At 40.2% G+C, this 24,290-nt stretch carries 19 protein-coding genes, 1 tRNA gene and 1 pseudogene; 17 read left to right on the top strand and 4 right to left on the bottom strand.

Annotated elements, in window-relative coordinates; translation table 11 throughout:
* The first annotated feature begins 419 nt into the window (after window positions 1-419).
* The 4 genes from QFZ73_RS06650 (at window position 420) to QFZ73_RS06635 (ending at window position 4,719) form a co-directional block, all read left to right on the top strand.
* Window positions 420-1,448, top strand: a complete 1,029-nt coding sequence (locus QFZ73_RS06650; protein WP_307264429.1) for an NADP-dependent oxidoreductase — start codon at window positions 420-422, stop codon at window positions 1,446-1,448.
* A 479-nt stretch (window positions 1,449-1,927) separates the two neighbouring features.
* Entirely contained in the window at window positions 1,928-3,880 is a 1,953-nt protein-coding gene (locus QFZ73_RS06645) for an FUSC family protein (RefSeq protein WP_307264426.1), read from the top strand.
* A gap of 165 nt (window positions 3,881-4,045) precedes the next feature.
* Complete coding sequence (locus tag QFZ73_RS06640; protein ID WP_251437277.1) at window positions 4,046-4,459, top strand: YbjN domain-containing protein; 414 nt, start codon at window positions 4,046-4,048, stop codon at window positions 4,457-4,459.
* Between the two features lie 186 nt (window positions 4,460-4,645).
* A tRNA-Gly gene (locus QFZ73_RS06635) sits at window positions 4,646-4,719 on the top strand.
* A gap of 715 nt (window positions 4,720-5,434) precedes the next feature.
* Here the strand turns inward: QFZ73_RS06635 and QFZ73_RS06630 are convergent.
* Window positions 5,435-6,103 carry a B3/B4 domain-containing protein gene (locus tag QFZ73_RS06630; protein ID WP_307264422.1) on the bottom strand — a complete coding sequence of 223 codons (669 nt, stop codon included), beginning with the start codon at window positions 6,101-6,103 and terminating at the stop codon, window positions 5,435-5,437.
* A gap of 105 nt (window positions 6,104-6,208) precedes the next feature.
* Between QFZ73_RS06630 and queG the strand changes: the two genes are divergently transcribed.
* From queG to QFZ73_RS06590, 8 genes are all read left to right on the top strand, one after another.
* Entirely contained in the window at window positions 6,209-7,348 is a 1,140-nt protein-coding gene (gene queG / locus QFZ73_RS06625) for a tRNA epoxyqueuosine(34) reductase QueG (RefSeq protein WP_307264419.1), read from the top strand.
* 198 nt (window positions 7,349-7,546) lie between these two features.
* The gene (locus QFZ73_RS06620; RefSeq protein WP_251437274.1) at window positions 7,547-8,404 is read left to right on the top strand and encodes an amidase domain-containing protein; all 858 of its coding nucleotides are present in this window, start codon (window positions 7,547-7,549) and stop codon (window positions 8,402-8,404) included.
* 67 nt (window positions 8,405-8,471) lie between these two features.
* Window positions 8,472-8,960, top strand: coding sequence for a tRNA (uridine(34)/cytosine(34)/5-carboxymethylaminomethyluridine(34)-2'-O)-methyltransferase TrmL (trmL, locus tag QFZ73_RS06615; RefSeq protein WP_098370923.1), 489 nt, complete (start codon window positions 8,472-8,474; stop codon window positions 8,958-8,960).
* An 81-nt stretch (window positions 8,961-9,041) separates the two neighbouring features.
* Window positions 9,042-9,791 (top strand): oxygen-insensitive NADPH nitroreductase, encoded by a 750-nt coding sequence (gene nfsA, locus QFZ73_RS06610; RefSeq protein ID WP_251437273.1) that lies wholly within the window; start codon window positions 9,042-9,044, stop codon window positions 9,789-9,791.
* A gap of 303 nt (window positions 9,792-10,094) precedes the next feature.
* Complete coding sequence (locus QFZ73_RS06605) at window positions 10,095-10,943, top strand: ABC transporter ATP-binding protein (protein WP_307264413.1); 849 nt, start codon at window positions 10,095-10,097, stop codon at window positions 10,941-10,943.
* The gene (locus QFZ73_RS06600; RefSeq protein ID WP_251437271.1) at window positions 10,894-11,814 is read left to right on the top strand and encodes an iron-hydroxamate ABC transporter substrate-binding protein; all 921 of its coding nucleotides are present in this window, start codon (window positions 10,894-10,896) and stop codon (window positions 11,812-11,814) included. Before QFZ73_RS06605 ends, QFZ73_RS06600 begins: the two co-directional genes overlap by 50 nt.
* Before the next feature lie 66 nt (window positions 11,815-11,880).
* On the top strand, window positions 11,881-12,891 hold the full coding sequence (locus QFZ73_RS06595; protein WP_307264410.1) for a FecCD family ABC transporter permease: 1,011 nt from the start codon (window positions 11,881-11,883) through the stop codon (window positions 12,889-12,891).
* A complete protein-coding gene (locus tag QFZ73_RS06590) occupies window positions 12,888-13,895 on the top strand; it encodes a FecCD family ABC transporter permease (RefSeq protein ID WP_307264405.1) in 1,008 nt (335 codons plus the stop codon). Before QFZ73_RS06595 ends, QFZ73_RS06590 begins: the two co-directional genes overlap by 4 nt.
* A gap of 81 nt (window positions 13,896-13,976) precedes the next feature.
* Here the strand turns inward: QFZ73_RS06590 and QFZ73_RS06585 are convergent, their stop codons facing one another.
* Both QFZ73_RS06585 and QFZ73_RS06580 read right to left on the bottom strand, forming a co-directional pair.
* Window positions 13,977-14,927 carry a response regulator gene (locus QFZ73_RS06585; RefSeq protein WP_251437266.1) on the bottom strand — a complete coding sequence of 317 codons (951 nt, stop codon included), beginning with the start codon at window positions 14,925-14,927 and terminating at the stop codon, window positions 13,977-13,979.
* A 4-nt stretch (window positions 14,928-14,931) separates the two neighbouring features.
* Window positions 14,932-16,195 (bottom strand): annotated as a pseudogene (locus QFZ73_RS06580) (ATP-binding protein).
* A gap of 436 nt (window positions 16,196-16,631) precedes the next feature.
* Between QFZ73_RS06580 and QFZ73_RS06575 the strand changes: the two are divergent.
* From QFZ73_RS06575 to QFZ73_RS06565, 3 genes are all read left to right on the top strand, one after another.
* Window positions 16,632-17,621: a glutaminase gene (locus tag QFZ73_RS06575; protein ID WP_251437293.1), complete on the top strand. Its 990-nt coding sequence runs from the start codon at window positions 16,632-16,634 to the stop codon at window positions 17,619-17,621.
* A 204-nt stretch (window positions 17,622-17,825) separates the two neighbouring features.
* The gene (locus tag QFZ73_RS06570; protein ID WP_251437265.1) at window positions 17,826-19,460 is read left to right on the top strand and encodes a glutamate/serine transporter AimA; all 1,635 of its coding nucleotides are present in this window, start codon (window positions 17,826-17,828) and stop codon (window positions 19,458-19,460) included.
* Between the two features lie 512 nt (window positions 19,461-19,972).
* Window positions 19,973-21,868, top strand: coding sequence for a PrkA family serine protein kinase (locus tag QFZ73_RS06565; protein ID WP_251437263.1), 1,896 nt, complete (start codon window positions 19,973-19,975; stop codon window positions 21,866-21,868).
* Between the two features lie 232 nt (window positions 21,869-22,100).
* On the opposite strand, the gene QFZ73_RS06560 is transcribed toward QFZ73_RS06565, so the two are convergent.
* On the bottom strand, window positions 22,101-22,310 hold the full coding sequence (locus QFZ73_RS06560) for a hypothetical protein (RefSeq protein ID WP_063235974.1): 210 nt from the start codon (window positions 22,308-22,310) through the stop codon (window positions 22,101-22,103).
* A gap of 118 nt (window positions 22,311-22,428) precedes the next feature.
* Here QFZ73_RS06560 and QFZ73_RS06555 point away from each other — a divergent pair, with 118 nt between their 5' ends.
* Both QFZ73_RS06555 and yhbH read left to right on the top strand, forming a co-directional pair.
* Complete coding sequence (locus QFZ73_RS06555; protein ID WP_063235975.1) at window positions 22,429-22,608, top strand: hypothetical protein; 180 nt, start codon at window positions 22,429-22,431, stop codon at window positions 22,606-22,608.
* Window positions 22,609-23,100: 492 nt separating this feature from the next.
* Window positions 23,101-24,270, top strand: a complete 1,170-nt coding sequence (gene yhbH / locus QFZ73_RS06550) for a sporulation protein YhbH (RefSeq protein ID WP_307264395.1) — start codon at window positions 23,101-23,103, stop codon at window positions 24,268-24,270.
* Window positions 24,271-24,290 lie beyond the last annotated feature (20 nt).

Here is a 24,290-nt window from a genome sequence, read left to right as displayed (position 1 = left end):
TGTCCAGGCTGACGTTTTAAATCGGGAATATAGATAAGAAGAAAAAAAGTAGCTGCTGAGCTTGAACATATGCCAAGTAGACCAATAAAAATAGTGTATTTAAAGCTGCGGCCTTTTCTTGGTATCCAAACGGGGAAAGGCCGTTAAATTTTCCAGGAAGCGAACCGTATATTGTAGAAGTCTAGGTACATTATTTATTCATAAAATGAGCATTGGAGGTAACAATGCCTTTTCCTCATGAACTTTATATGAATGAAAAACATGGGACATAATAGGTCGTATCAAGTTTAGGATTTTTAGGGAAGGCTACATAAAGAGTGTTATGGAAGCTGTAGCCAATCATATTCTTTGACCTATTAACTTCATCAGTGATACGCTTCTTTTCGAAATTACGTATTCAAAACCAAGGAGGAACAATGATGACACAAACCAAACAACAAATAATCACCCTGGCAAACCGTCCAAAAGGTATGCCTTCGAAAGGGGATTTTAACTTTGTTGAGAGTGAAGTTCCTACACCAAAGGATAATGAAATTTTAGTACGTACACTATATTTATCTGTCGATCCATACATGCGTGGCAGAATGCAAGATACCAAATCATATATTGCTTCATTTGAATTGAATAAGGTCATCACGGGTGGCGTTGTTGCTGAAGTTGTTGAGTCCAAATCGAGTTCCTTCAAACAAGGGGATGTCGTTGTTGGGAATATCGACTGGGCAGAATACACAGTTGTCACCGAAAAGGAAATCCGCGTGATTGATCCCAAGGTGGCTCCGGTCACAACTCATTTGGGGATTCTTGGAATGACCGGTTTAACTGCTTACTTTGGTTTGCTTGATATTGGTAAACCCCAAGAAGGTGAAACTGTAGTGGTTTCAGGAGCGGCTGGAGCAGTTGGTTCAGTAGTCGGACAAATTGCTAAGATTAAAGGTGCGAAGGTTGTTGGAATCGCTGGTTCAGATGAAAAACTTGAGTACTTAACGAAAGAGCTCGGATTTGATGGAGCCGTAAATTATAAAAGTGATAGTTTTGCGACAGATTTAGCTAATGCTGTTCCCGATGGAGTGGATGTTTATTTCGATAATGTGGGCGGCGAGGTGTCCGATGCTGTTTTCACACTTTTGAATGCGAATGCCCGAATTCCATTATGCGGAGCGATTTCCTCGTATAATGCAGAAGGGAAGGATTTAGGACCGCGTCTGCAATCGGCGATGATCAAAACGAGTGCACTTATGAAGGGTTTCACAGTTGGAAATTATGCCGCTAGATTCCAAGAGGGTGCTACGGATTTAGGTAAGTGGCTTCAAGAAGGAAAGCTGAAGTATGAAGAAACGATTATTGAAGGGTTTGAAAACACACCTGATGCATTTTTAGGTTTATTTAAAGGAACGAACCTCGGTAAACAACTTGTAAAAGTTGCGGAACCTGAATTCGCTCAACTATAAGTTTATGGAAATAAAGCTGCGGAAGGTCCTTCGTTGTGCTTTTTAAGCAACTTATAATAAAAGCGGCCTTTTTTCGATATTCAATCGGGGAAAGGCCGTTTTCCTTTTCATAATAAGATATAATTCCAGACTGTAGACAAACTCGATGAAAATCGGGTTTGTCTACAGTTTTATAAGGGTTTGTACAAATTGAACGTTGCCTCCAGGCACTCGCTTTCCGAGGGCGGTCCGCCCTCGGCGCTTTTGCGCCTGCGGGGCTCCACTGGACGCGCTTTTCCAGCAGGAGTCTCGCACACCCGCTCCAATCTACTTTGTTGTAAAATTTAGATAGAACCCCTTTTACAAACTGATAATCCTTCATTCCCTTTATTGGTATCTTTTTATCCATATGAAGGATATTAATTATTAGAAGTCACCTATTCAGACATAGCTTTCACTGCAGAGTTAATAGAATCATTAATGAAAGGATAAATTCGAAAATGGGTGAAAATAAGAACAGGTCCTCTTCCCAATCTCTGAAATTGGATGAGATACATACGACATTTAAACAGGCTTTTGAAATAAAAAAGAATCCATTTCCTTGGATAAAAGCACTAAGTGCAGGCATAGCTGCTGCCTTACCTGTTTTCATTGGTTTATTATTCGGAAATTCAGCTTACGGTTTACTGGCAGGGATAGGAGGTTTCACTTATTTATACGTTTTTAACCAACCCTATCACCAAAGAGCTAAAAAGATTTTCTTTGTGATGGTGGGTCTTGCTTTATCTGTTGTTTTAGGGACGCTTTTGGCTCCATACCAATTGGGAACAGCCATAATGATGGGGATCATCGGGGCAAGTGTTTTTTTTCTATTTGGTGCATTAAAGATTACCGGTCCTTCAGCGGTATTCTTCGTCTTGAGTTTTGCACTTGCGACAGGTATGCCCGTAGATCAAAGTCTGGCCCCGGTGCGTGGGGGCCTCGTTTTAATGGGTGGGGCACTATCTTGGATAATCTGTATGTTAGGCTGGTTTTTCAACCCTCATGGACCAGAATCGCTTGCGGTGGAAAAGGTGTACAGAGAATTGGGGGCATTTTTTGATTCCATGGGAACCGAGAAATTCAATAAAGCAAGACAGGGAACGGTATTGGCGATGAAACACGCTGAAGATACACTGTTAGCCGGGTTTTCGAACAGGCGAAGTTCAGATGAGCTAAAGCGGTTGTTCTTATTGAATGAACATGCGAATGCCATATTCTTGGAGGCACTGGAAATTTCCTTGAACAAAAATATCGTACTGCCGCCAGAATTAGGTCAATCCGTTCGTGCCCTGGCCGGTTCCATTGCATCTAAAACAGAGAATAAAAAAAAGATCCTTCAACCTGACCAAATGACTGAAGAGGTGGAAGAGTTATTCATGAAGATTTATAATGCAGATGCCATCATGAATGAACCTGTCCAGAATATCGATCAAGCAGCAACCATCTCAAAGCCTTCTTTAAAAACCATTTTTCTTGGGGCGTTCGATAAGAATTCAATTGTCTTCCTCTCTTCCGTTCGATATGGAACAATCCTTACCATTGCTGCCATCATCGCCTATTCCGCCGATTTTAACCGTTCGTACTGGATTCCCTTATCCTGTGCGGCCGTTATGTCGGGTTCGACCATCATCGCCACATTCCATCGGGCGGTCCAAAGGACTTTCGGGACAGTCATCGGACTCCTGATAGCAAGTTTAATTCTAGCATCCGTTCATATCGAGTTCATCATCGTCTTGATCATTTTATGTTTAACATTCATTACAGAGCTTTTCATCGTTCGGAATTATGGATTGGCGGCGATGTTTTTTACCCCTTCAGCATTGATCATGGCGGAATATTCATCTAAAAGCTATGATTTCAGTTTTTTTGCGACTGTAAGGATAACCGATATCGTCGTTGGAAGCTCGATAGGTCTTATTGGGTCGCTGTTGCTCGGAAGTCGTTCCGCATCCAGTCTTCTCAATCATTTGATAGCCAAGACGATTCGAAGCCAGGGGCAGTTATTATTGATGGCGTTCTCTGAAAAAGATAATGACCTTGCAATTGATGAAAGCAGCGAAAGGAACAAAATGCAAACCAATATGGTGAATCTATTAACGGTCTACAATGCATCCCTTGGTGAGATATTCAAAAACAAGGCTAGACTGGAATCTCTTTGGCCCGTTATATTTTCGATAGAACAGATGGGGTATTATCTTAATGCCAGCTTGAAATCCCCTAAACGGCCAGTACTATCAGAGAGAAAGCTCGCTCAGTTGCTGTATGTTTTCGAAACCATGGCGATAGCGGCAGATAAAGGCAGATCACATACTAATAAAGAAGTGCCTGAAATCGAAGGATATTCAAAAATCCGCCAGGAAATTTTGGACCTTCAAGAAGCGCTTCAGTTTTGCGGAGGAGCAACTGGCTAATCCATCTATTGATTCCAATAAGGGAGTTCACATTTGACACCCATTGATTTAATGGGTGATTTCTTCGCCTCTGTTAATGGATGAAATTGGAAGGTTTATAGAAAAGTCTGTAAAAATGCCGGATTTCATTATAAAATGTACATACAAACAGAAAGGTGATGAACCATGTCAAACGTTGCTAAATTTCGTGATTTTTTAACTAGTGAGAAAATCTATATGAATGAGTTGAATGAAGATGGCACCACCTTTTTTAGAGCTGAGCAAAAGTTAAAGGACGGGTGGAAGGTCCTTTTAGTATTTGCTTTCAATCAAGATGAAAATGTGGCGGACTTATTTTGCTTTAATGTCGCCGAGTTGAAGAATCCTGAAAAGAAACAGGATGTACATACACTGTTGAATGAATATAATGCTAATTTTAGGTATTCCAAGCTGTATGAAGAAAATGGGACCATTTCCATTCGGTATTCATACTCCATTGAGGGGGATATCGTACCGGATCTGGCGTTCAGGAAGTTAATCATGCTGCTTGAAACGGCACAGCAGGTTTATCCGCGGTTAATGGAAGCCATTTGGTCTTAAATCATCATATAGGATGAAAAAGTTCTCTGAATCAGGGGACTTTTTAACATCTTTACTAGAGTGAATGAATATATTAACGTTACAATACATTAATTATTAATTTTTTTTAAAAGAACTATTGCATTTTTTCACATTAAACTATATAATTAATTTTGTTGGTGATTCGACAAAGTTCTACAAGGATATGCGGGTGTAGTTTAGTGGTAAAACCTCAGCCTTCCAAGCTGATGATGAGGGTTCGATTCCCTTCACCCGCTCCAATACATACTCATAACGTAGGGTTTCGTTACCTGGAGAACGAAGCTTTGCGTTTAAATATTTTTACAAGAATTCTACTGTTTACAGTGGGATTTTTTTATTGTCCAAATACCATGTCCATCTCTTTTTACCTACATTTTAACGAATTGGGGGCAGGATGGGGATTAATATGGTGAAAGATAACCATTGCATAGGTATCTGTTCCAATTTGGATACTAATTTGGTTGAAAGGTTGAAGAATAGGGAACCGATGAATGGGTATTAATAATACGAGGATCTTGATTACTTCTACCGTAACAAAGGTCGTGTTTCTGATGAGCTGGAGCACCCAGTTAAAATAAAACATTTTTTTAAATACCTCCCATCCTAAAAAAAATGGTACTAATTTTATAAAGCATCCACTTGTTTCAAAAGTGATTCCCTACATTAGTAGAATCAATTGGACAGGTTTTTGCTTTTTTGCTTTCCACTCCGCCATTTTAGTCTTCTTCAGCAGGGAGCCTTAATGCCCCTTTCCATTTTTGAGTGAATTGGTATCATCAAGATTGTTATTCGTATCCCAAGGTATAATAATACTAATTGTTTCAATTGCTGCCATGTATTTTATACCGAAAAAAAGCGTCAATCAAAGCTATTCAGCATAACACGAAATAAAATCATGAAAAGACCCCTTCCGATTGTGGAAAGGGTTTATTTCCGTTCAATTTTAAATTTTAATTATCCTTCGACAATCGAGTAAGTCCCTTCGCCACCGTGGATTTCAAGGAACATGTCCATCAAGGATTTCGTTAGCTGATGTGCTTCCGTGATTGGAGTATTGGGTTGTAAATAAATGATTTGGATGGCTTTTTTCGTTTCTTCTGTGACTTTCGTGCGTTCTGAATCAACGTAAGGGCTTCCGAATGCGCCCTCATGATCGGCTGATGTAATCATATTTTCCATGGAATTCAAGCGGCCGTTCAAACCGTCATAACCATCTGACCCCTCGCCAATCTTAATCGAGATGTCTCCAGATAATTTTTCCGCATCATAAATGCCGATCGGAACTTCATATAACAGCGAGAAGAAGTTATTAAAATCGATGGCCGAATGGATAGGTGTCAAGTAATTCTGTTTTTTTACGCGGCGGTAAAGGGCTTCCACGGAGGGGCGATACCGTGACGGGTTTGTGCCAGAAGCCTTGAAGATCTCCCGCCACACTTTGATGCCGGAAAAGTCGGTCAATTCCTTTTCCTCAAGGTCGAAGAAAAGAGCTTCCTGAAATAGTTGAAGTCTCCCCTTCACCATTTGCGGGGAGGGACCTACTTCGATGTTTTCATATGTAATGATCCCAACTTTGAATTGAGGGATTTTACTGCTAAGATTAGCTGATACGGTAATTTCCAAGCGTTTCACCTCCAAAAATGATTGCAATTAGTTTATCATAGATAGCAATGGTTTGAAATGGATTCAAGCTTCAATGGGAATACTGAATGAACGTGGGTGATTAATATGAATATGAACACATTCAAGCAAGAAGTGATTTTATATAGTAAGGAAATCGGCATCGATAAAATCGGTTTTACATCGGCCACGGCCTTTACCGAATTGAAAGGCCGGCTGATACGTCAACAGGAACTGGATTATCAGTCAGGGTTTGAAGAAGCCGATATAGAAAAAAGGGTCATGCCTGAATTGATATTCGATAAACCGCAATCCATCATTTCGATTGCGCTTGCTTATCCTTCGAAATTGAAGGATGCTCCGCAAAGTACAAAAAGTGAGCGCCGAGGGATCTTTTGCCGGGCTTCTTGGGGAACGGATTATCATACCGTTCTTCGTAATAAATTGCAGTTACTTGAGGATTTCATTAAAGATAAAGTGCCCGGGGCAGTGACGAAGTCCATGGTCGATACGGGCGAATTATCAGATAGGGCAGTGGCTGAGCGTGCAGGAATTGGCTGGAGTGCAAAAAACAGTATGATCATCACTCCGGAATTCGGGTCTTATGTATACTTGGGCGACATGATTACCAACCTGCCATTTGAACCGGATCAACCGATGGAAGATCAATGCGGGACATGCAATAAATGTGTCGATGTTTGCCCGACTGGTGCGCTCGTTCAGGGCGGGCAGCTAAATTCCAAGCGTTGCATTGCGTTCTTAACGCAGACAAAAGGTTTCCTTCCTGATGAGTTCAGGACAAAAATAGGCAATCGTTTGTATGGATGTGATACATGCCAGACCGTTTGTCCGAAAAACAAAGGAATGGATTTTCATTTTCATGAAGAGATGGAACCCGACCCTGAACTTGCAAAACCGCTGTTGAAACCACTGCTTACGATTTCAAATCGTGACTTTAAAGAGACATATGGCCATGTATCGGGCTCTTGGCGCGGAAAAAAACCAATCCAACGAAATGCCATTTTAGCATTGGCCCACTTCAAAGATGAAACGGCATTGCCCCAATTGATACAGGTGATGAAGGATGATCCGCGGCCTGTCATACGGGGAACGGCGGCCTGGGCAGTTGGAAAAATCGGTCGGGAGCAGGCCATTTCCATTCTGGAAGAAGCACGAATGAAGGAAACGGATGAAGAGGTACTGACGGAAATTGAGAAAGGGCTGCAGTTTACCTTGGAAACAAAATGATATATAAAATGCAGCCGCTCCGTTAAATATTAACGGGGCGGTTTTTTTGATTTAGATATTCCGGTGCCTTCAAGAAAACCTTTATAGTAATTTCTTTAGACTTAAAGTCGATCGAACCCCCACATTTAATGAAGTTGTGTTTTTGTCATGCCCTCTTACATACACATTAGCATAGATGGTAAGAAGGAGGGCATGAACTTGAGGGAACAATTGCAACGCCTTTTACAAGAAAGAGTGGAGCTTTATACCTCCGATGATCTGGAACGGAGTGAAAGGAAGTTACATTTGAAAAAGGAATTGATGAGGAACCGCGCTGCGGAAATTGTTCGGGTGAATGCGGCAGGCAAGGTTCATTCGAAGAGGAAGGAAGACAGTGATACAGTCCTGACATATCATGTGCACCTGCAATATTTATTGAAACAGGAGGATTCCTTTTATATAGAAGAAGAAATGGAAGAAAGGGAGGCCTGGTTTCGAAATGGGTATATAGTGGATGAACGTGAGCTGATTCCCAGCTTTGAAACCGAAGAGGCACCGCCAAAATGTGATCCAGGCGCAGAGCGTCTCGCATATAAGTATGATCGAATGAAGGCCGTCCAATATGCCGAGCGTTGGTGGAATGAATTCAACCCGGCTTATCATAAATTCACAGATGATTGTACGAATTACATTTCACAATGTTTACATGCGGGAGGAATACCGATGTGGGGGGCGCCAAACAAAAGTAAGGGCTGGTGGATAAGAGGGAAAAGCTGGAGTTACACATGGACGACGGCCCATTCTTTATATCATCTGCTCAGAGCCGGGAATGCCATCAGGACAAAGCAGGTGGAGTCGGCCAAGGAACTGAATTTGGGTGATATCCTCTGCATAGATTTCGAAGGGGACGGACGGTTTGATCATAACTTGATCGTAACGGCGAAGGATCAGGACGGCGTGCCGCTTGTGAATGCACATACGATGAACAGCCGTCACCGGTATTGGACGTATGAGGATTCAACCAGGTACACACCGAATATCGTTTATAAATTCTTTGTGATCTTGGATGGAAGGTGATTGGTTTTTAGTCTTTTTTGTTTAATGCTATAATTAAGGTGAAGTTCAAACTAGAGGTGAAAATGAAGTGTCAATACATGTAGTTTTATATCAACCACAGATTCCAGCAAATACAGGTAATATCGCAAGAACGTGTGCAGGGACGGATACGTCTTTACATCTCATTCGCCCGCTCGGTTTCTCGACGGATGACAAACAGCTCAAACGTGCCGGGCTCGATTACTGGGAAAATGTAAAGATCCATTATTATGATTCGTTAGAAGAGTTTTATGAAAGAAATGCCGGCGGTGAATTTTATTACTTAACGAAATTCGGAGAGCAGCCGCATTCCAGCTTCGATTACAGTGATCAAGACAGTGAGATATACTTCATTTTTGGCCGTGAAACGACGGGTCTCCCGAAAGAGCTGATCCAAGAAAATATGGATCGGTGCCTGCGGATTCCAATGACGGATAAAGTGCGTTCCCTAAATCTGTCGAACACGGCTGCCATCTTGGTTTATGAAGCACTGAGACAGCAAAATTACCGTGAATTGGATTTGAAAACAAAAGGTTGAGTTTCATCCATGCCATACTGTCATCGGGGATACTTCAGCCCCGATGATGGATACTTTACATATTCTTTAGGGGTGGGAGCATTGAATAATATTATTGAGAAGATTTTAGATCACCGTTCCATTCGTTCTTTTGAGGACAAGCTATTGTCTGAGGAGCAAATCAATACGATTGTGGAATGTGCCCAAGCTGCATCGACTTCAAGTTATATTCAAGCGTATTCAATCATAGGGGTAACCGATCCGGAAAAGAAAGCCAAGCTTGCTGAACTTGCCGGACCGCAATCTTATGTAGAGAAGAATGGACATCTATTCGTTTTTTGCGCCGATTTATATCGTCAGGATATGGTTTCCGAAATGGAAAACACGGACCTGTCCGAATCGATTGAAAGTACGGAGAAATTCATGGTTGCCTGTATTGACGCTGCTCTTGCGGCTCAAAATGCAGCATTGGCAGCAGAATCGATGGATCTTGGCATTTGCTATATAGGCGGGATCCGCAATAATCTCCCGGAAGTGTCAGCGATTTTGAATATACCGCATCGCGTTTTACCATTATTCGCTCTAGTGGTCGGATATCCGAAAAACCGTTCGGATAAAAAGCCGCGTTTGCCGCTTTCCAATATCTATCATGAAAATGGATATCAGGAGGATAAGCAAGAGTTCATCGGACAACTTGAAGAGTATAATGAAACGATTTCCAGTTATTACGAGCGACGGACTAAAGGTGAACGAAAAGACACGTGGACCGAGCAAATGGCTGGAATGCTTGGTAAGAAAAGCAGGTTGTACATGAAAGATTACGTTGAGAAACAAGGATTTAAGAAACATTGATGATAAAATGCCCTATTAGGAATATTATTCTTGCCTTCTCATAAAGGACATCTTTCAAAGTCCTGGGTAAGGGCCAAACAGTAAAGATCCCGGAAATGTTTCCGGGATCTTTACTGTTTTCATTTGTCAGTTGGGATATACGGTTCGGATCAAAAAATCCTGGCAGAATTTCTTCTTATATACCCATGAAATTACCATTGACAATATATTTAGATAGAATTATAGTAATTAAGTAATAGATAATGATAATCATTTTCATTTGAGTTTTTACTTATCTATTTTTAAGTAAATGGAGGTTGAAAAATGGTTCGCCTATATACAGAGAATTTAAATATTGGTTATGGTGAACGTTTAATTGTAAAAGATCTCAGTGTGGAAATTCCAGATAAAAAAATCACAACGATCATCGGTTCAAATGGATGTGGAAAATCCACACTTTTGAAAGCGATCACCAGGATCATTCCAAATCAATCAGGTACGGTTGTTTTAGATGGGGTGAATATCTCAAAGGAAAGCACTAAGATCCTTGCAAGAAAAATGGCCATACTTCCGCAGGCACCCGAGAGTGCAAGCGGATTGACAGTTGGGGAGCTCGTATCATATGGGCGCTTTCCCTATCAAAAGGGTTTTGGGCGCCTGACCCAAAAAGACTATGATGTGATTGATTGGGTACTTGAAGTGACCGGCACGAAAGACTTCAAGTTCCGTCCGGTGGATGCTCTTTCAGGAGGTCAGCGCCAGCGTGTTTGGATTGCCATGGCCCTTGCCCAGGAAACGGAAATCATCTTCCTTGATGAGCCGACCACCTATTTGGATATGGCGCATCAACTGGAAGTTCTAGAATTATTACAGAGGCTGAATGTAGAACAGGGACGTACAATTGTCATGGTTCTTCATGATTTAAACCAAGCTGCTCGCTTTGCCGACTATATCATTGCCTTAAAGGACGGGGAAATAGTCAAAGCGGGAAATTGTGAAGAAGTCATCACTCATGAAGTGCTTAAGGAAGTATTCCATATTGATGCGGTTATCGGACGAGATCAACGAACGAACAAACCAATGTGCAGCACATACAATTTATTAAAAGGAGATTTGACAAAAAATGAAAAAGATATTGATCCCGTTTATACTGCTGTTAGTGTTAATTATTAGTGCTTGTGGTAACGAGTCAACCGAAAAAGAAAAAAGCCCCTCATCCAAAAAGGAAAAATCAGGTACCATCACATATCAATCTGAAAATGGTCCTGTTGAAGTTCCGGCAAATCCTAAGCGTGTTTTAGTACTATCTACTTTCGCTGGTAACGTAATGGCTTTGGATGTTAACCTTGTAGGGGTTGATTCCTGGTCTAAAATGAACCCGAATTTTAAAGAGTTAAAAGACGTCGAGGAAGTTACGGACGAAAACCTGGAAAAAATCATCGAATTGAATCCGGATTTAATCATTGGTTTATCAACGATTAAAAATGTCGATAAATTAAAGGAAATTGCTCCAACTGTAACATATACATACGGAAAAGTGGACTATTTAACACAACATGTAGAAATTGGTAAACTTTTGAATAAAGAAAAAGAAGCCCAAGCTTGGGTGGATGATTTCAAAAAACGGGCAAAAACAACCGGTGAAGACATTAAAGCTAAAATCGGTGAAGATACTACAGTTTCCGTATTTGAAAAGTTTGACAAACAGTTCTATGTGTTTGGCGATAATTGGGGCCGCGGAACGGAAATCCTTTATCAAGAAATGAAATTGGCCATGCCTGAAAAAGTAAAAGAAGTGGCGTTGAAAGATGGTTACTTTGCTTTATCTTTAGAAGTTCTGGCAGACTATGCTGGAGATTATGTGATTTTGAGTAATAATAAAGACGAGGACAATTCATTCCAACAAACTGATACGTATAAAAACATTCCTGCTGTTAAAAACAAGAAACTATTTGAAGTTAATGCAAAAGAATTCTACTTCAATGACCCAATAACATTAGATTACCAATTAGACTTCTTTTCCAAAAGTTTTCTTGGAAAATAATACAGCGAGGGAGAGGGATTCCAATTCCTCTCCTTTTATTCTATAAAAAAGAGATGAGAGAGACAGATGACTAATGAAAATCAACATTTCATCCCATTTATATATAAACTGATCATAGGGATTGCTCTATTCATAGCCATGTTCATTATTTCAATGGCATTTGGTGCGGCTGATGTTACCGTGAAAGATGTCTGGCAAGCCCTGACATCAGATGCTGCCGGTGAAAAGATTTCAATCATTCGGGAAATCCGACTCCCTCGTGAAGTGGGGGCAATCTTTGTTGGTGCAGCACTTGCCGTTTCTGGTGCCATCATGCAGGGAATGACCAGGAATCCACTTGCTGATCCGGGGTTGCTTGGATTGACGGCAGGAGCCAATGCAGGTCTGGCCATTACTTTGGCATTTATTCCAAATGCTAATAACTTAGGGATCATGACTGCATGTTTTATAGGTTCCGCTGTGGGGGCAACCATGGTTTTCGGGATAGGTGCGATGAAAAAGGGAGGATTTTCCCCTTTGCGGATCGTTTTGGCCGGTGCTGCAGTCTCTGCCTTCCTATTTGCCGTTTCGCAAGGGGTAGGCATTTATTTCAAAGTATCAAAAGATGTATCGATGTGGACTGCAGGAGGGAATATCGGAACATCATGGGTACAGCTTCGTGTAATCGTCCCGTTCATTTTAATAGGCATCCTGATCTCCCTTATCTTTTCCAGACAGCTCACCATACTTAGCTTAAGTGAAGAAGTGGCGGTAGGCTTAGGTCAAAAGACAACACAAATAAAGGCGGTTCTCTTCGTAGTCATCATTCTCCTGGCAGGCGCTGCCGTTGCACTTGTTGGAAATATGGTGTTCATCGGGTTAATGGTCCCCCATATGGTTCGGGCTATCGTGGGTACGGATTATCGATTCATCCTCCCTATGTCCGCAATTTTGGGTGCCACTTTCATGCTACTTGCCGATACGATCGGCCGTACCATCAATTCACCATATGAAACACCTGTAGTAGCGGTTGTTGCGATGATAGGTTTACCTTTCTTCCTCCTAATCGTGCGTAAAGGAGGTAAAGCATTTTCATGATCCAGTCAGCTTTAGTCAAAAAACAGCGATGGATAATAGGTGCATTATCTGCACTCATTATCATTACGATCATTATCGGGACGTGTTCGGGATATTCTAATCTTTCTTTAGGACGACTCTTTCCAACGCTTCTCGGGCAAGGGACGTTTAAAGAGGAATTCATATTATTTTCCGTCCGATTACCACGAATCATCATTACCATTTTAGCAGGCATGGCCCTTGCACTGTCGGGAGCCATCCTACAAGGAATCACACGTAATGATTTAGCCGATCCCGGAATCATCGGAATCAACTCAGGAGCTGGTGTTGCCATAGCCGCTTTCTTTCTGTTTTTCCCGCTTGACGCCGGTTCGTTTGTTTATATGGTTCCGCTTGTCGGTTTTATCGGCGCATTATTGACGGCCTGTTTAATATATATCCTCTCATTCAAGAGAGAGGGTGGCCTTGCACCCGTTCGGTTAGTGTTGATCGGCGTTGGTTTTTCAATGGCGCTTTCAGGTCTGATGATTGTCCTCATTTCATCAGCAGAACGAGCAAAAGTCGATTTCATAGCAAAATGGTTGGCGGGAAATATATGGGGCACGGATTGGCCTTTCATTTGGGCAGTTCTTCCATGGTTAATCATCCTCATTCCATTCACTTTATATAAAGCAAATCGTTTGAATCTGCTTGGTTTAAGTGAACCGGTCGCAATCGGGGTCGGTGTATCGATTGAAAAGGAGCGGATCGTATTGCTAATCACGGCTGTAGCACTGGCCGCGGCTGCCGTTTCTGTTACAGGCGGAATTGCATTCATTGGACTCATGTCCCCGCATATAGCAAAATCTTTGGTAGGACCTCGAAATCAACTATTCATTCCGGTTGCCATTTTAATCGGTGGATGGCTATTGTTGCTTGCCGATACGATCGGCCGTAATATAGTTGAACCCGAGGGGATTCCTGCAGGCATCATGGTTGCATTGATCGGTGCACCTTATTTCATGTATTTATTGTTGAAAAAATAAGATATTGTTAAAATCCCTTGAAATCATTCAGGGGATTTTATGTTTTTTGGTGCTTCCGTAATTTTTTGTTTTAATCATGTATTATCTATATCTAATTATTTCATCTGGATTCAATCGTTTCGCTTCGAAATAAAATACTTGAATAAACTTTTTTGTATTTACCCGGGTAGGTGTAAGAACTATTTTTGAATCATTTTGCAGTTCTTTCATCTTTTGGCGAACGACTGTGAAATCAAAAAATTTAGAAGCGTAATTTTCAAACTTCGGATTCGAAAAATCCGTTAAACCGAGCGAAGCAAAATGATTTAACGAATGGTTAATCGTTCTGCGTATTCTCTGTTCGGCAGCTTTTATTTCCCGATTGATATCAACCGGCAAAGCTGATGTTCCGAGCTTTTTTTTGGTGATTTCTACAAAGATCTCTTTAAGGGTAGGGAAATGCTGTCCAAAAGTAAAAGTCCGTTCATACATAAATAAATATTGAAGCATTTCGATTAAATCTTTTGCCCCATTTTCTCCCACGATCCCTAATTCCGATAAAAGGAATTCGCCCACCTCCCTTATACTTTTTTCATTAAAATTATTTGATTTATCAACAACTTTTGGCTGTTCAAAATTCAATACACTATTTAAAGAGGCTTGGATATTAGTGATCGATCTTTCTAAATGAATGCGTTCCATAACTTTTCGGATGACTGTTAATATTTCAATACGATTGATTGGTTTAGTAATATAATAATCGATTCCGAGCGAGTATGCCTCACCAATCAACTCCTTGGATTCAACCTGCGAAATCATTATTATTTTCCCGTTAAATGTACTTTTTATATGACGAAGTGTCTCAATGCCATCCCGAATGGGCATTAATAAATCAATAAATAATATATCAATTTGTTTTAAATTCAAAATATGTCCTTCTAATAGACTGCCATCTTCCGCTTCCTCCACCACTTCTCCTAAATCTTCGTTCTCTATAATTTGGCTTAAGTTTGAACGTATGGCACAATCATCATCTGTTATAAAAAAACGCATGGAATCACCCTTTCTGAATCAACTTCTGGATTGGTAACTTTATTGAAAAAACAGCGCCATTAAAACTATTCTCAAACAGGATATCCCCCCCCAGTTCTTTCACGACTTCTTTAACATATGAGAGTCCAATCCCTGTTGAAGGTGTCCCGAACTGATCATATTTTGATGTGAATCCAGGTTTGAATATAACGTTCTGATATTTTGGAGGGATCCCAGGTCCATTATCAGCAACTTTAAATTCTAAATTATCGTAAAGCTCACACAAATTTAAACTAATGATTCCCTTTTCTTTAATTGCTTCGACTGCATTGGCGACTAAATTATTTAAAAGAGATAATACGGTATATACATGATAATGTGAATCATTGTTTCCCTCTAATGAGTATTCAAATTGAATATCCTTTCCTAATGATAAGGCATATTTTTCATTAATTCGGATAATTAAATGAAAAAGTTCAACAGCATTCATATAATCTTTAAAACTCTCATTGGAGATCAATTTGGAGAGACCAGCAAAAATTCGTTGATTATCTTTCTTGACTTCATGCATTTCACCGGCGATGCGCAATGCTTTTTGACTATATTGCTGTGTAAGGACAAGTGGTTGCTTTTCCCGTTTTTCCAGTGCTTTTAATTCGCGATACAAATCATACGATTCCTTTGTAATATTCTCTGCATTTTTTAAGGTTTTTTTTAAATGAATCGTTTCCTCGTATAAATTGGAAATGAGCATCAGCATATGTTCATTTTGTTTTCTGATTTGCCTCTCCCTTGATTGTGCTTCATAAAGTTTCATCATATTAAAAAAGCTCAAAACGATAAAACTGTGGCCGAATGCGATCACGATCATCTCATTTAGTGAACCAAACGTAATCGTTGTTTCTAATACAATATATTGAAAGATTAATTCTACAGAGTCGGACAATATTTCGATAATGAGACCAATAAATCCAATAATCAAAGATCTGTTATTGAAAGCGGTTGATTTTCGCAAAATAAAATAGAACGGAATAGGTAAAATAAAAGAAAAAACTAGGATAATGAGCGTGAAAAGCGGAAATCCAGGAGAAATTATCCTGCATGAAAAAGTCGATTAGAATGCGAAATACCACAACCATTGTTCCTGTCAAGATGCCCGAAAATATGGCAGGTGTTTTTTGTAATAATAGTAAAAAGAAGAAAAATGCAGGCACACCAAAACTTACTCGAAACGTTTCATTGAAAGGATAAAAACTCAATTCGCCTGCTAATGGCACAGTTAACAACATCAAAGCAAGGACATAGACCTCTTTTTTCATTAACGTACTGAGATACAAGTCGTCACCTCCTAATTTGTTTAAAAAATCAGTATACAGTTTCATCGGCTTCAATACAACGCTTACTTTGTTCCTGAATAGAACGGCTTATAATCAATTATGGCAAAACCAATCTGTTTTTCTATCCACAAAAAATGGTAACGGGACATGTGAGATGATCACGTTTATTTAGTGGATTTTTATTTTTTAGATTTTGTAGGTTTTCGTATGATTATGTAGTTCCCGATTTATAATTAATGGGAGACAGAAATTTTTGAAAGCGCTTAACAATTTTTAGAATATTCATTATTTTTTCATCGAATCTATTACATGTAAGCTTGATGGCATTCGGTAAAACGTTCATATAGAAAATATAATGATACAACAACTGAAGAGGTGGAAGAATGTGATTGAAGAATTGTCGAAAGAGTATGACATTCACGTTAATAGTCAAAGAAAATCCGACTTAGATGAATGGGTAGCACATTACAGATCCTTTGCTATTGAAGGACAAACCGCTAATTATATACCGGCATTGAGAAATGCACATTTATCGCAATTGGGCATTACCATACTGGAGCCGGGTGGAACAATGATCAAGTCAGGGGATTGGGAAGTAACGTTCACGCTGCAAAGTATTTCAAAAGTGCTTAGCTTTATAGCCGCATGTTTGGGTCGCGGCATTTCTTATGTGTTAGATAGGGTCGATGTGGAACCGACTGGGGATGCTTTCAATTCCATTATTCGTTTAGAAATGCATAAGCCGGGAAAGCCGTTTAATCCTATGATAAATGCTGGGGCGATTACAGTAGCTTCGCTTCTCCCAGGGAATTCTTCACAAAAGAAATTGGAATTTCTCTATGAGCTATTTGAAAATTTGTTAGGGAAGCGCCCGACAATCAATGAGGAAGTGTATCAATCCGAGTGGCAAACCTCTCATAGAAATAGGGCTTTAGCTCACTATTTAAAAGAGACGAATTATTTGGAATCGGAAGTAGAGGAAGCTTTAGAGGTTTACCTCATGCAATGTTCCATAGAAGTAACCACAGAAGACATAGCCCTGCTTGGACTGATTCTTGCTCAAGATGGTTATCATCCCATTCGTAAAGAACAAGTAATCCCTAAAAAATTGGCAAAGCTGGCCAAAGCATTAATGCTTACTTGCGGTATGTACAATGCTTCGGGGAAATTTGCGGCTTTTATTGGGGTGCCAGCCAAAAGTGGAGTATCTGGCGGGATTATGGCACTAGTTCCTCCAAGTGCCAGAAACGGAATGCCTTTTCAAGATGGATGTGGCATTGGTATTTATGGACCAGCCATCGATGAATATGGGAATAGCGTAGCAGGTAGTATGTTATTGAAACAAATGGCACAAGAATGGGATTTAAGCATTTTCTGAAATGCAGAAAAATTCAGTTCCGGTGTAATTAATAGAAGCAATAAGGGGACATCCTTAAGATTCCCTTATCAATTTCCAAACTTTTACAAGAGGTGATGTAAATGCAGCAATTACTTTAAGATTAATTGGACGCACTAGCACAAATCATTAATCCAGTTACTTTTAAACGTAAGGAATAATTTTGGAAAGCATGGTGAAAAATATATGAATAATATGCAGCGAAAGATGGGAACATTTTCGTTAATGATGGTAGGACTCGGGTCAATTATTGGCTCAGGTTGGTTATTCGGAGCTTGGAGAGCGGCACAGATTGCAGGACCAGCTGCCATTATCTCTTGGATTATCGGGATGGTTGTTATTTTATTTATCGCACTATCTTACAGTGAATTAGGGTCTATGTTTCCTGAAGCTGGGGGAATGGTAAAATACACGCAGTACTCTCATGGTTCTTTTTTAGGGTTTATTGCAGGCTGGGCAAACTGGATTGCAATCGTTTCCGTAATTCCAGTTGAAGCGATTGCTTCTGTTCAATATATGAGCTCATGGCCATGGGAATGGGCACAGTGGACACATGGTTTAGTAGAAAATGGAAGTCTTACTGGGGGAGGCTTGGCAATTGCCTCTGTATTGCTGATTGTCTACTTTTTATTAAATTACTGGACAGTCAGTTTGTTTTCGAAAGCTAATTCATTTATTACAGTCTTTAAGGTTATTATTCCTGGACTTACGATTGGATCACTTTTATTTGCCGGGTTTCATGCATCCAATTTTACATCTGCAGGAAGTATCGCTCCTAATGGTTGGGCAAGTGTACTTACTGCTGTAGCAACTTCTGGTATCATCTTTGCATTTAACGGTTTTCAAAGTCCGATTAATATGGCAGGTGAGGCAAAGAATCCTGGACGTTCGATCCCAATTGCAGTAATTGGCTCCATTTTAATTGCAACGGTCATCTACGTTTTATTACAGGTTGCGTTTATTGGAGCCGTTGATCCGTCCATGATTGTGAATGGATGGCAACATTTGAATTTCAATTCACCGTTTGCTGACTTGGCAATTGTTTTAGGCATAAACTGGTTGGTTATTTTACTATACGTAGATGCTTTTATTTCTCCTTCCGGGACGGGAATAACATACACGGCGACAACATCACGAATGCTTTATGGAATGGAAAAGAATAAATATTTACCAAGCGTGTTTGGAAAACTGCATCCTCTTTATGGTATTCCGCGTCAAGCCATGTTTTTTAATCTAGGCGTATCTTTCTTATTTTTATTCATGTTTAGAGGCTGGGGCGTATTGGCAGAGGTTATTTCAGTTGCGACTTTAGTCTCTTATATTACAGGTCCAGTTACTGTTATGACATTAAGACGCACAGGTCAGAACTTGTACAGACCATTACGTTTAAAAGGATTAAGCATCATTGCGCCACTGGGCTTTGTTTTTGCTTCTTTGGTTCTATATTGGGCAAGATGGCCGCTGACAGGTCAAGTATTATTTATCATTATGGCTGGTCTTCCCGTTTATTTCTATTATCAATCAAAAATAAAATGGAAGGGATTCCGTCAAAACTTTTCAGCAGGGCTTTGGATGGTTGTTTACTTACTCTGTATGATGACCATTTCATACTTAGGCAGTGAAAAGTTTGGTGGACTGAACATAATCCCATTTGGTTTAGATATGGTCATCATTACATGTTTATCACTAATGTTTTATAGTTGGGCAATAAAGAGTGGTTTCCAAACGGAATATTTGGAACAAGGACAAAAAGTAAATGAAGAACTGAGATCGATGGAGAACAACGTTGCATCTCAAACTGATAAAAAGAACGCTGTATAAATGATGAAGCCACTTCATTGATTGGCATGCTCCAATAAGCTATTACATTCGTTGAATGACTTCGAAAGTGCTTCTTTCCATTTATATTGATGAGGACGTAAAAAAGGGGACGGCAAATTTAATTTGCTGTCCCCTTTTTTGGAATTTAAGAAAAGGCTGTTATTTTTCTATTTCACACCTGGTTTATCATTATACCCGGCAGTGAAGATAGCGGCTAAAAATGTAATAGCAACTCCAATGATAATAACTGTGCCCATGCTGTGACCTCCCTTTACCCATATTGTCCCACTTAAGTATAGGCTTAGTATACCCTAATTTTTAGCAGGAGTGCACACAAATTTTCTTGTCAGCATATTTGTCATCAATTCTTCAATGATTAAGCCTTTTTCGATACATGGAGAGTCAAGGGGGATTCGAAACAATGCCCATCCACTTTTTAAAGTCTGACATGTTTGTCAGACTTGGAGCATAGATTTAAGTATTCTCTGAAAGTGACAGGGGGAGGTTCCTTAATGGATATTTTAAAGAAAATCGAAAAATTTAGAGAAGATGAACAGAAGCTGAAGTGGGAAGGCACCTTCGCAGAGTACTTAGAAATATTGAAAGAAACGCCTTTAGTTGCTCAATCTGCTCATTCACGTGTATACAACATGATCAGAGATGCAGGGATAGAAGAAGTAAATGGGACAAAGAAATACAATTTTTTCAGCGGTCAGTTGTTTGGTCTTGAAGATTCACTGGAAAGGCTCATTGAGGAATATTTCCATCCGGCGGCCAAGCGGCTCGATGTCCGTAAGCGGATATTGCTTCTCATGGGTCCGGTGTCAGGCGGGAAGTCCACACTCGTTTCTTTACTGAAGCGTGGACTTGAAAATTATTCGTTAAAAGACTCTGGTGCGATTTATGCAATAAAAGGATGCCCGATGCATGAAGATCCACTTCATCTCATTCCGCAATATTTACGGGATGATTTTTATGAAGAATATGGCATCCGGATTGAAGGAAACCTATCGCCGCTGAATGTAATGAGGTTAGAACAGGAGTATGGAAGCAGGATTGAAGATGTGATGGTCGAGCGTATTTTCCTTTCGGAGGATAAGCGAGTTGGAATTGGAACATTCAGTCCTTCTGACCCTAAGTCACAGGATATTGCTGATTTGACGGGCAGCATCGATTTTTCGACCATTGCCGAATACGGATCTGAATCAGATCCGCGTGCCTATCGTTTTGATGGCGAGCTGAACAAGGCTAACCGCGGGATGATGGAGTTCCAGGAGATGCTGAAATGTGATGAGAAGTTCTTATGGCATTTGCTATCATTGACACAAGAGGGGAATTTTAAAGCAGGCCGTTTTGCATTGATCAGTGCAGATGAACTCATTGTGGCTCATACGAATGAAACGGAATATAAAGCGTTCATTTCCAATAAGAAAAATGAAGCATTGCATTCCCGTATCATTGTCATGCCTATTCCATATAATCTGAAGGTTACCGAGGAAGAAAAGATTTATGAAAAAATGATCCGTGAAAGTGATGTCTCGGATGTTCATATAGCCCCGCATACATTAAGGGTGGCGGCAATCTTCAGCATCATGACCCGCCTGAAGGATCCCAAAAAGGGCGATATCGATTTAGTGAAAAAGATGAGGCTTTATGATGGGGAAAATGTCGAAGGATTTAATTCCGCAGACATCAATGAATTGAAAAAGGAATATCAGGACGAAGGCATGAGCGGAATCGATCCGCGTTACGTGATTAACCGAATTTCCTCTACGATCATTCGTAAGGAAAATCCGTCCATTAATGCATTGGATGTACTTATGTCATTAAAAGCAGGTCTTGACCAGCATCCGTCCATTACGAACGAACTTCGGGAGAGGTATTTGAATTTCATTTCACTTGCACGTAAAGAATACGATGCCATTGCAAAAAATGAAGTGCAAAAGGCATTTGTTTATTCATATGAAGAGTCGGCGAAGATCCTGATGGATAATTATCTGGATAATGTCGAAGCATACTGCAATAAATCAAGGCTGCGCGATCCATTGACTGGGGAAGAAATCAACCCTGATGAAAAATTGATGCGCTCGATAGAAGAGCAAATTGGAATTTCCGAGAATGCAAAAAAAGCATTCCGCGAAGAAATATTAATTCGCATTTCTGCATATGCGCGTAAAGGTAAGCGATTCGACTATAATTCCCATGATCGTTTACGGGAAGCGATCCAGAAAAAACTATTCGCGGATTTGAAGGATGTCGTTAAGATCACTACTTCAACGAAGACACCAGACGAAAGGCAACTGAAGAAGGTGAACGAGGTCATTACGAGACTTATCGACGAGCACGGATATAATTCGACTTCAGCCAATGATTTGCTGCGCTATGTGGGCAGCTTGTTAAATAGGTAATCCATACTTTTTTGCCCCTGCCCCATATAGGGCAGGGGTTTATATCCTCTTGCGGAAGGTGGAATGCTTGAAAAGTGGATTAGAGGAAATCCAATCAATTCCCTTCAACTCCTGAATTCCCATATTATGTATCTTTTGAAGGTGTTAAAGGGTGCTTTGACAAGGAATGAGAAATAATAAACCAACAAAGTACCGGGCCCTTCTGAATGGAGGAGCCCGGTGCTTTTGATTTCTATTTAGTTACATTCAAGCCATACTGTTCAATAAGTGTAATAAGTTGATTCGGTGATAGTTTGTCTTCGCTATGATCGATTTTAATTTCCCCATCATCAACATCGATGATCGCACGTTCCACACCTTCCGTTTTCAAAAGTATGGACTCCAGATTTAAAATCGGGCCTTCTGACGTTGCTTCCTTTACATAAAGGGTAGTTGTTTGCATACTCCTTGCACCTCCTTGCATTTGCTCATAATGTCTTATCTATACCCCATATTTCCATTAGATATGTTACGTTTTGGATTTGGAAATATTGGGTATCAATAAGTAGAGGTGATGGCAAATGAGTAAAGAGGAATTGAAAAAAGAACATGTTCCGGAAAATAGCTCCATGGCTAAGGACTATGAAGAGATGAAAGAACTTGGAAAGCAGATGGAAAATCAAAGGACGAATGAAGAATTGAAAGAGTGGGATAAACGCCCAGGTACAGTTCAACATGAAATAGAGGAAGATAAAGATTGACGAAAATCACAACCAGAATCATTCTATCTGTGTAAAAGGGTGTCCAAAAAACTACTGGGACACCCTTTTTGGTGTGTTTCATTGCTCTTTAAATTGGAAGTCCCTTGTTTTGCAAATCAATTACGTAGCTAAGTTCAAAAAGATATTTTGAATTATCCTATAATCCGACAAATGGAACCTGCAAAAAAAACGAACGGACCTGAAGATCATCAGGTCTGTTCGTTTATTTTGCAGTAACATTTATAAAAAAAACTTTAAAGGGCCTCTAATGCCCATGTCAGGACTTGTCTAGTTCGTAGGCAAACATCCATTATTGAATTTTATTGTAAATTATCCAGCATCGCTGCATAAGATAGAGTAATACTTTTCTTTTAATCCGTTTTTCGCACTGTATTTTTTATTGGAAAACCGGAATGATGTGGGCATCCCACACTAATTTATTATATGAAGGAATGATGAAAAGTGTGCAAACATTTTTAAGGGGGGAAGAGAATGTCGGAAGAGAGTAATCAACAGTATGTTATCTCACAGGAAAATTGGTCCCTCCATCGGAAAGGCTATGATGATCAACAACGTCATCAGGAAAAGGTGCAGGAAGCGATCAAGAATAATTTGCCTGATTTAATTTCAGAAGAAAGCATCGTAATGTCCAATGGCCGGGATGTTATCAAGATCCCCATTCGCTCCTTGGATGAATACAAAATTCGTTATAACTATGATAAAAACAAACATGTAGGGCAAGGCGATGGAGACAGTAAAGTGGGCGATGTGGTCGCAAGGGATGGCTCACCGTCCGATGCAGGAGCCGGTAAGGGCCAAGGTGCAGGTGACAAGGCCGGCGAGGATTATTATGAAGCCGAAGTGTCGATGATGGAATTGGAGGAAGCCCTGTTCAGTCAATTGGAACTCCCTAATCTCCAGAAGAAAGAACACGCGGAGCACACGCTTGAACACATCGAGTTCAACGATATCCGCAAGACAGGCCTAATGGGAAATATCGATAAAAAGAAAACGATGATATCGGCTTTCAAACGGAATGCCTTAAGGGGGGCCCCAGGTTTTCATCCTATTTATAAGGAAGACTTTAAATTCAAAACCTGGAATGAGATTCAGAAACCCGATTCCAAAGCAGTTGTACTGGCAATGATGGATACTTCCGGAAGTATGGGGTTATGGGAAAAATATATGGCTCGAAGCTTTTTCTTTTGGATGAACCGTTTCTTGAGGACAAAATATGAAACGGTGGAAATCGAGTTCATTGCCCATCATACAGAAGCGAAAGTTGTTTCGGAAGAGGATTTCTTTTCAAAAGGGGAAAGCGGCGGTACGATTTGTTCATCCGTATACCGAAAAGCATTAGAACTTATTGATCATAAATATGACCCTGTGAAGTTTAATATCTATCCGTTTCACTTTTCCGATGGGGATAACCTAACATCCGATAACGTCCGATGCGTTAAGCTTGTTGAGGAACTCATGAAGGTTTCCAATATGTTCGGGTATGGGGAAGTCAATCAATACAATCGTCATTCGACATTGATGACAGCTTATAAGAACATCGATAATGAAAAATTCAGGTACTATATTCTTAAGCAAAAGTCTGACGTTTTCCATGCGATGAAGAGCTTTTTTAAAGACGAAGAAAATAAGAAATATGCATAAAAAAGGAAAAGTGGAAAGTT

This window comes from Peribacillus sp. V2I11 (genome assembly GCF_030817135.1).
In the GTDB taxonomy this organism is placed as follows: domain Bacteria; phylum Bacillota; class Bacilli; order Bacillales; family DSM-1321; genus Peribacillus; species Peribacillus simplex.
Note: the sequence above shows the minus strand (reverse complement) of the source record. Positions and strands in the feature narration are given on the sequence as shown.

Excerpts from the sequence above, each read along its gene's own strand:
- QFZ73_RS06650 (WP_307264429.1), top strand. The coding sequence starts at position 420 with ATGACACAAACCAAACAACAAATAATCACCCTGGCAAACCGTCCAAAA.
- QFZ73_RS06645 (WP_307264426.1), top strand. The coding sequence starts at position 1,928 with ATGGGTGAAAATAAGAACAGGTCCTCTTCCCAATCTCTGAAATTGGAT.
- QFZ73_RS06640 (WP_251437277.1), top strand. The coding sequence starts at position 4,046 with ATGTCAAACGTTGCTAAATTTCGTGATTTTTTAACTAGTGAGAAAATC.
- queG (WP_307264419.1), top strand. The coding sequence starts at position 6,209 with ATGAATATGAACACATTCAAGCAAGAAGTGATTTTATATAGTAAGGAA.
- QFZ73_RS06605 (WP_307264413.1), top strand. The coding sequence starts at position 10,095 with ATGGTTCGCCTATATACAGAGAATTTAAATATTGGTTATGGTGAACGT.
- QFZ73_RS06600 (WP_251437271.1), top strand. The coding sequence starts at position 10,894 with ATGAAAAAGATATTGATCCCGTTTATACTGCTGTTAGTGTTAATTATT.
- QFZ73_RS06595 (WP_307264410.1), top strand. The coding sequence starts at position 11,881 with ATGACTAATGAAAATCAACATTTCATCCCATTTATATATAAACTGATC.
- QFZ73_RS06590 (WP_307264405.1), top strand. The coding sequence starts at position 12,888 with ATGATCCAGTCAGCTTTAGTCAAAAAACAGCGATGGATAATAGGTGCA.
- QFZ73_RS06585 (WP_251437266.1), bottom strand. The coding sequence starts at position 14,927 with ATGCGTTTTTTTATAACAGATGATGATTGTGCCATACGTTCAAACTTA.
- QFZ73_RS06570 (WP_251437265.1), top strand. The coding sequence starts at position 17,826 with ATGAATAATATGCAGCGAAAGATGGGAACATTTTCGTTAATGATGGTA.
- QFZ73_RS06565 (WP_251437263.1), top strand. The coding sequence starts at position 19,973 with ATGGATATTTTAAAGAAAATCGAAAAATTTAGAGAAGATGAACAGAAG.
- QFZ73_RS06560 (WP_063235974.1), bottom strand. The coding sequence starts at position 22,310 with ATGCAAACAACTACCCTTTATGTAAAGGAAGCAACGTCAGAAGGCCCG.
- QFZ73_RS06555 (WP_063235975.1), top strand. The coding sequence starts at position 22,429 with ATGAGTAAAGAGGAATTGAAAAAAGAACATGTTCCGGAAAATAGCTCC.
- yhbH (WP_307264395.1), top strand. The coding sequence starts at position 23,101 with ATGTCGGAAGAGAGTAATCAACAGTATGTTATCTCACAGGAAAATTGG.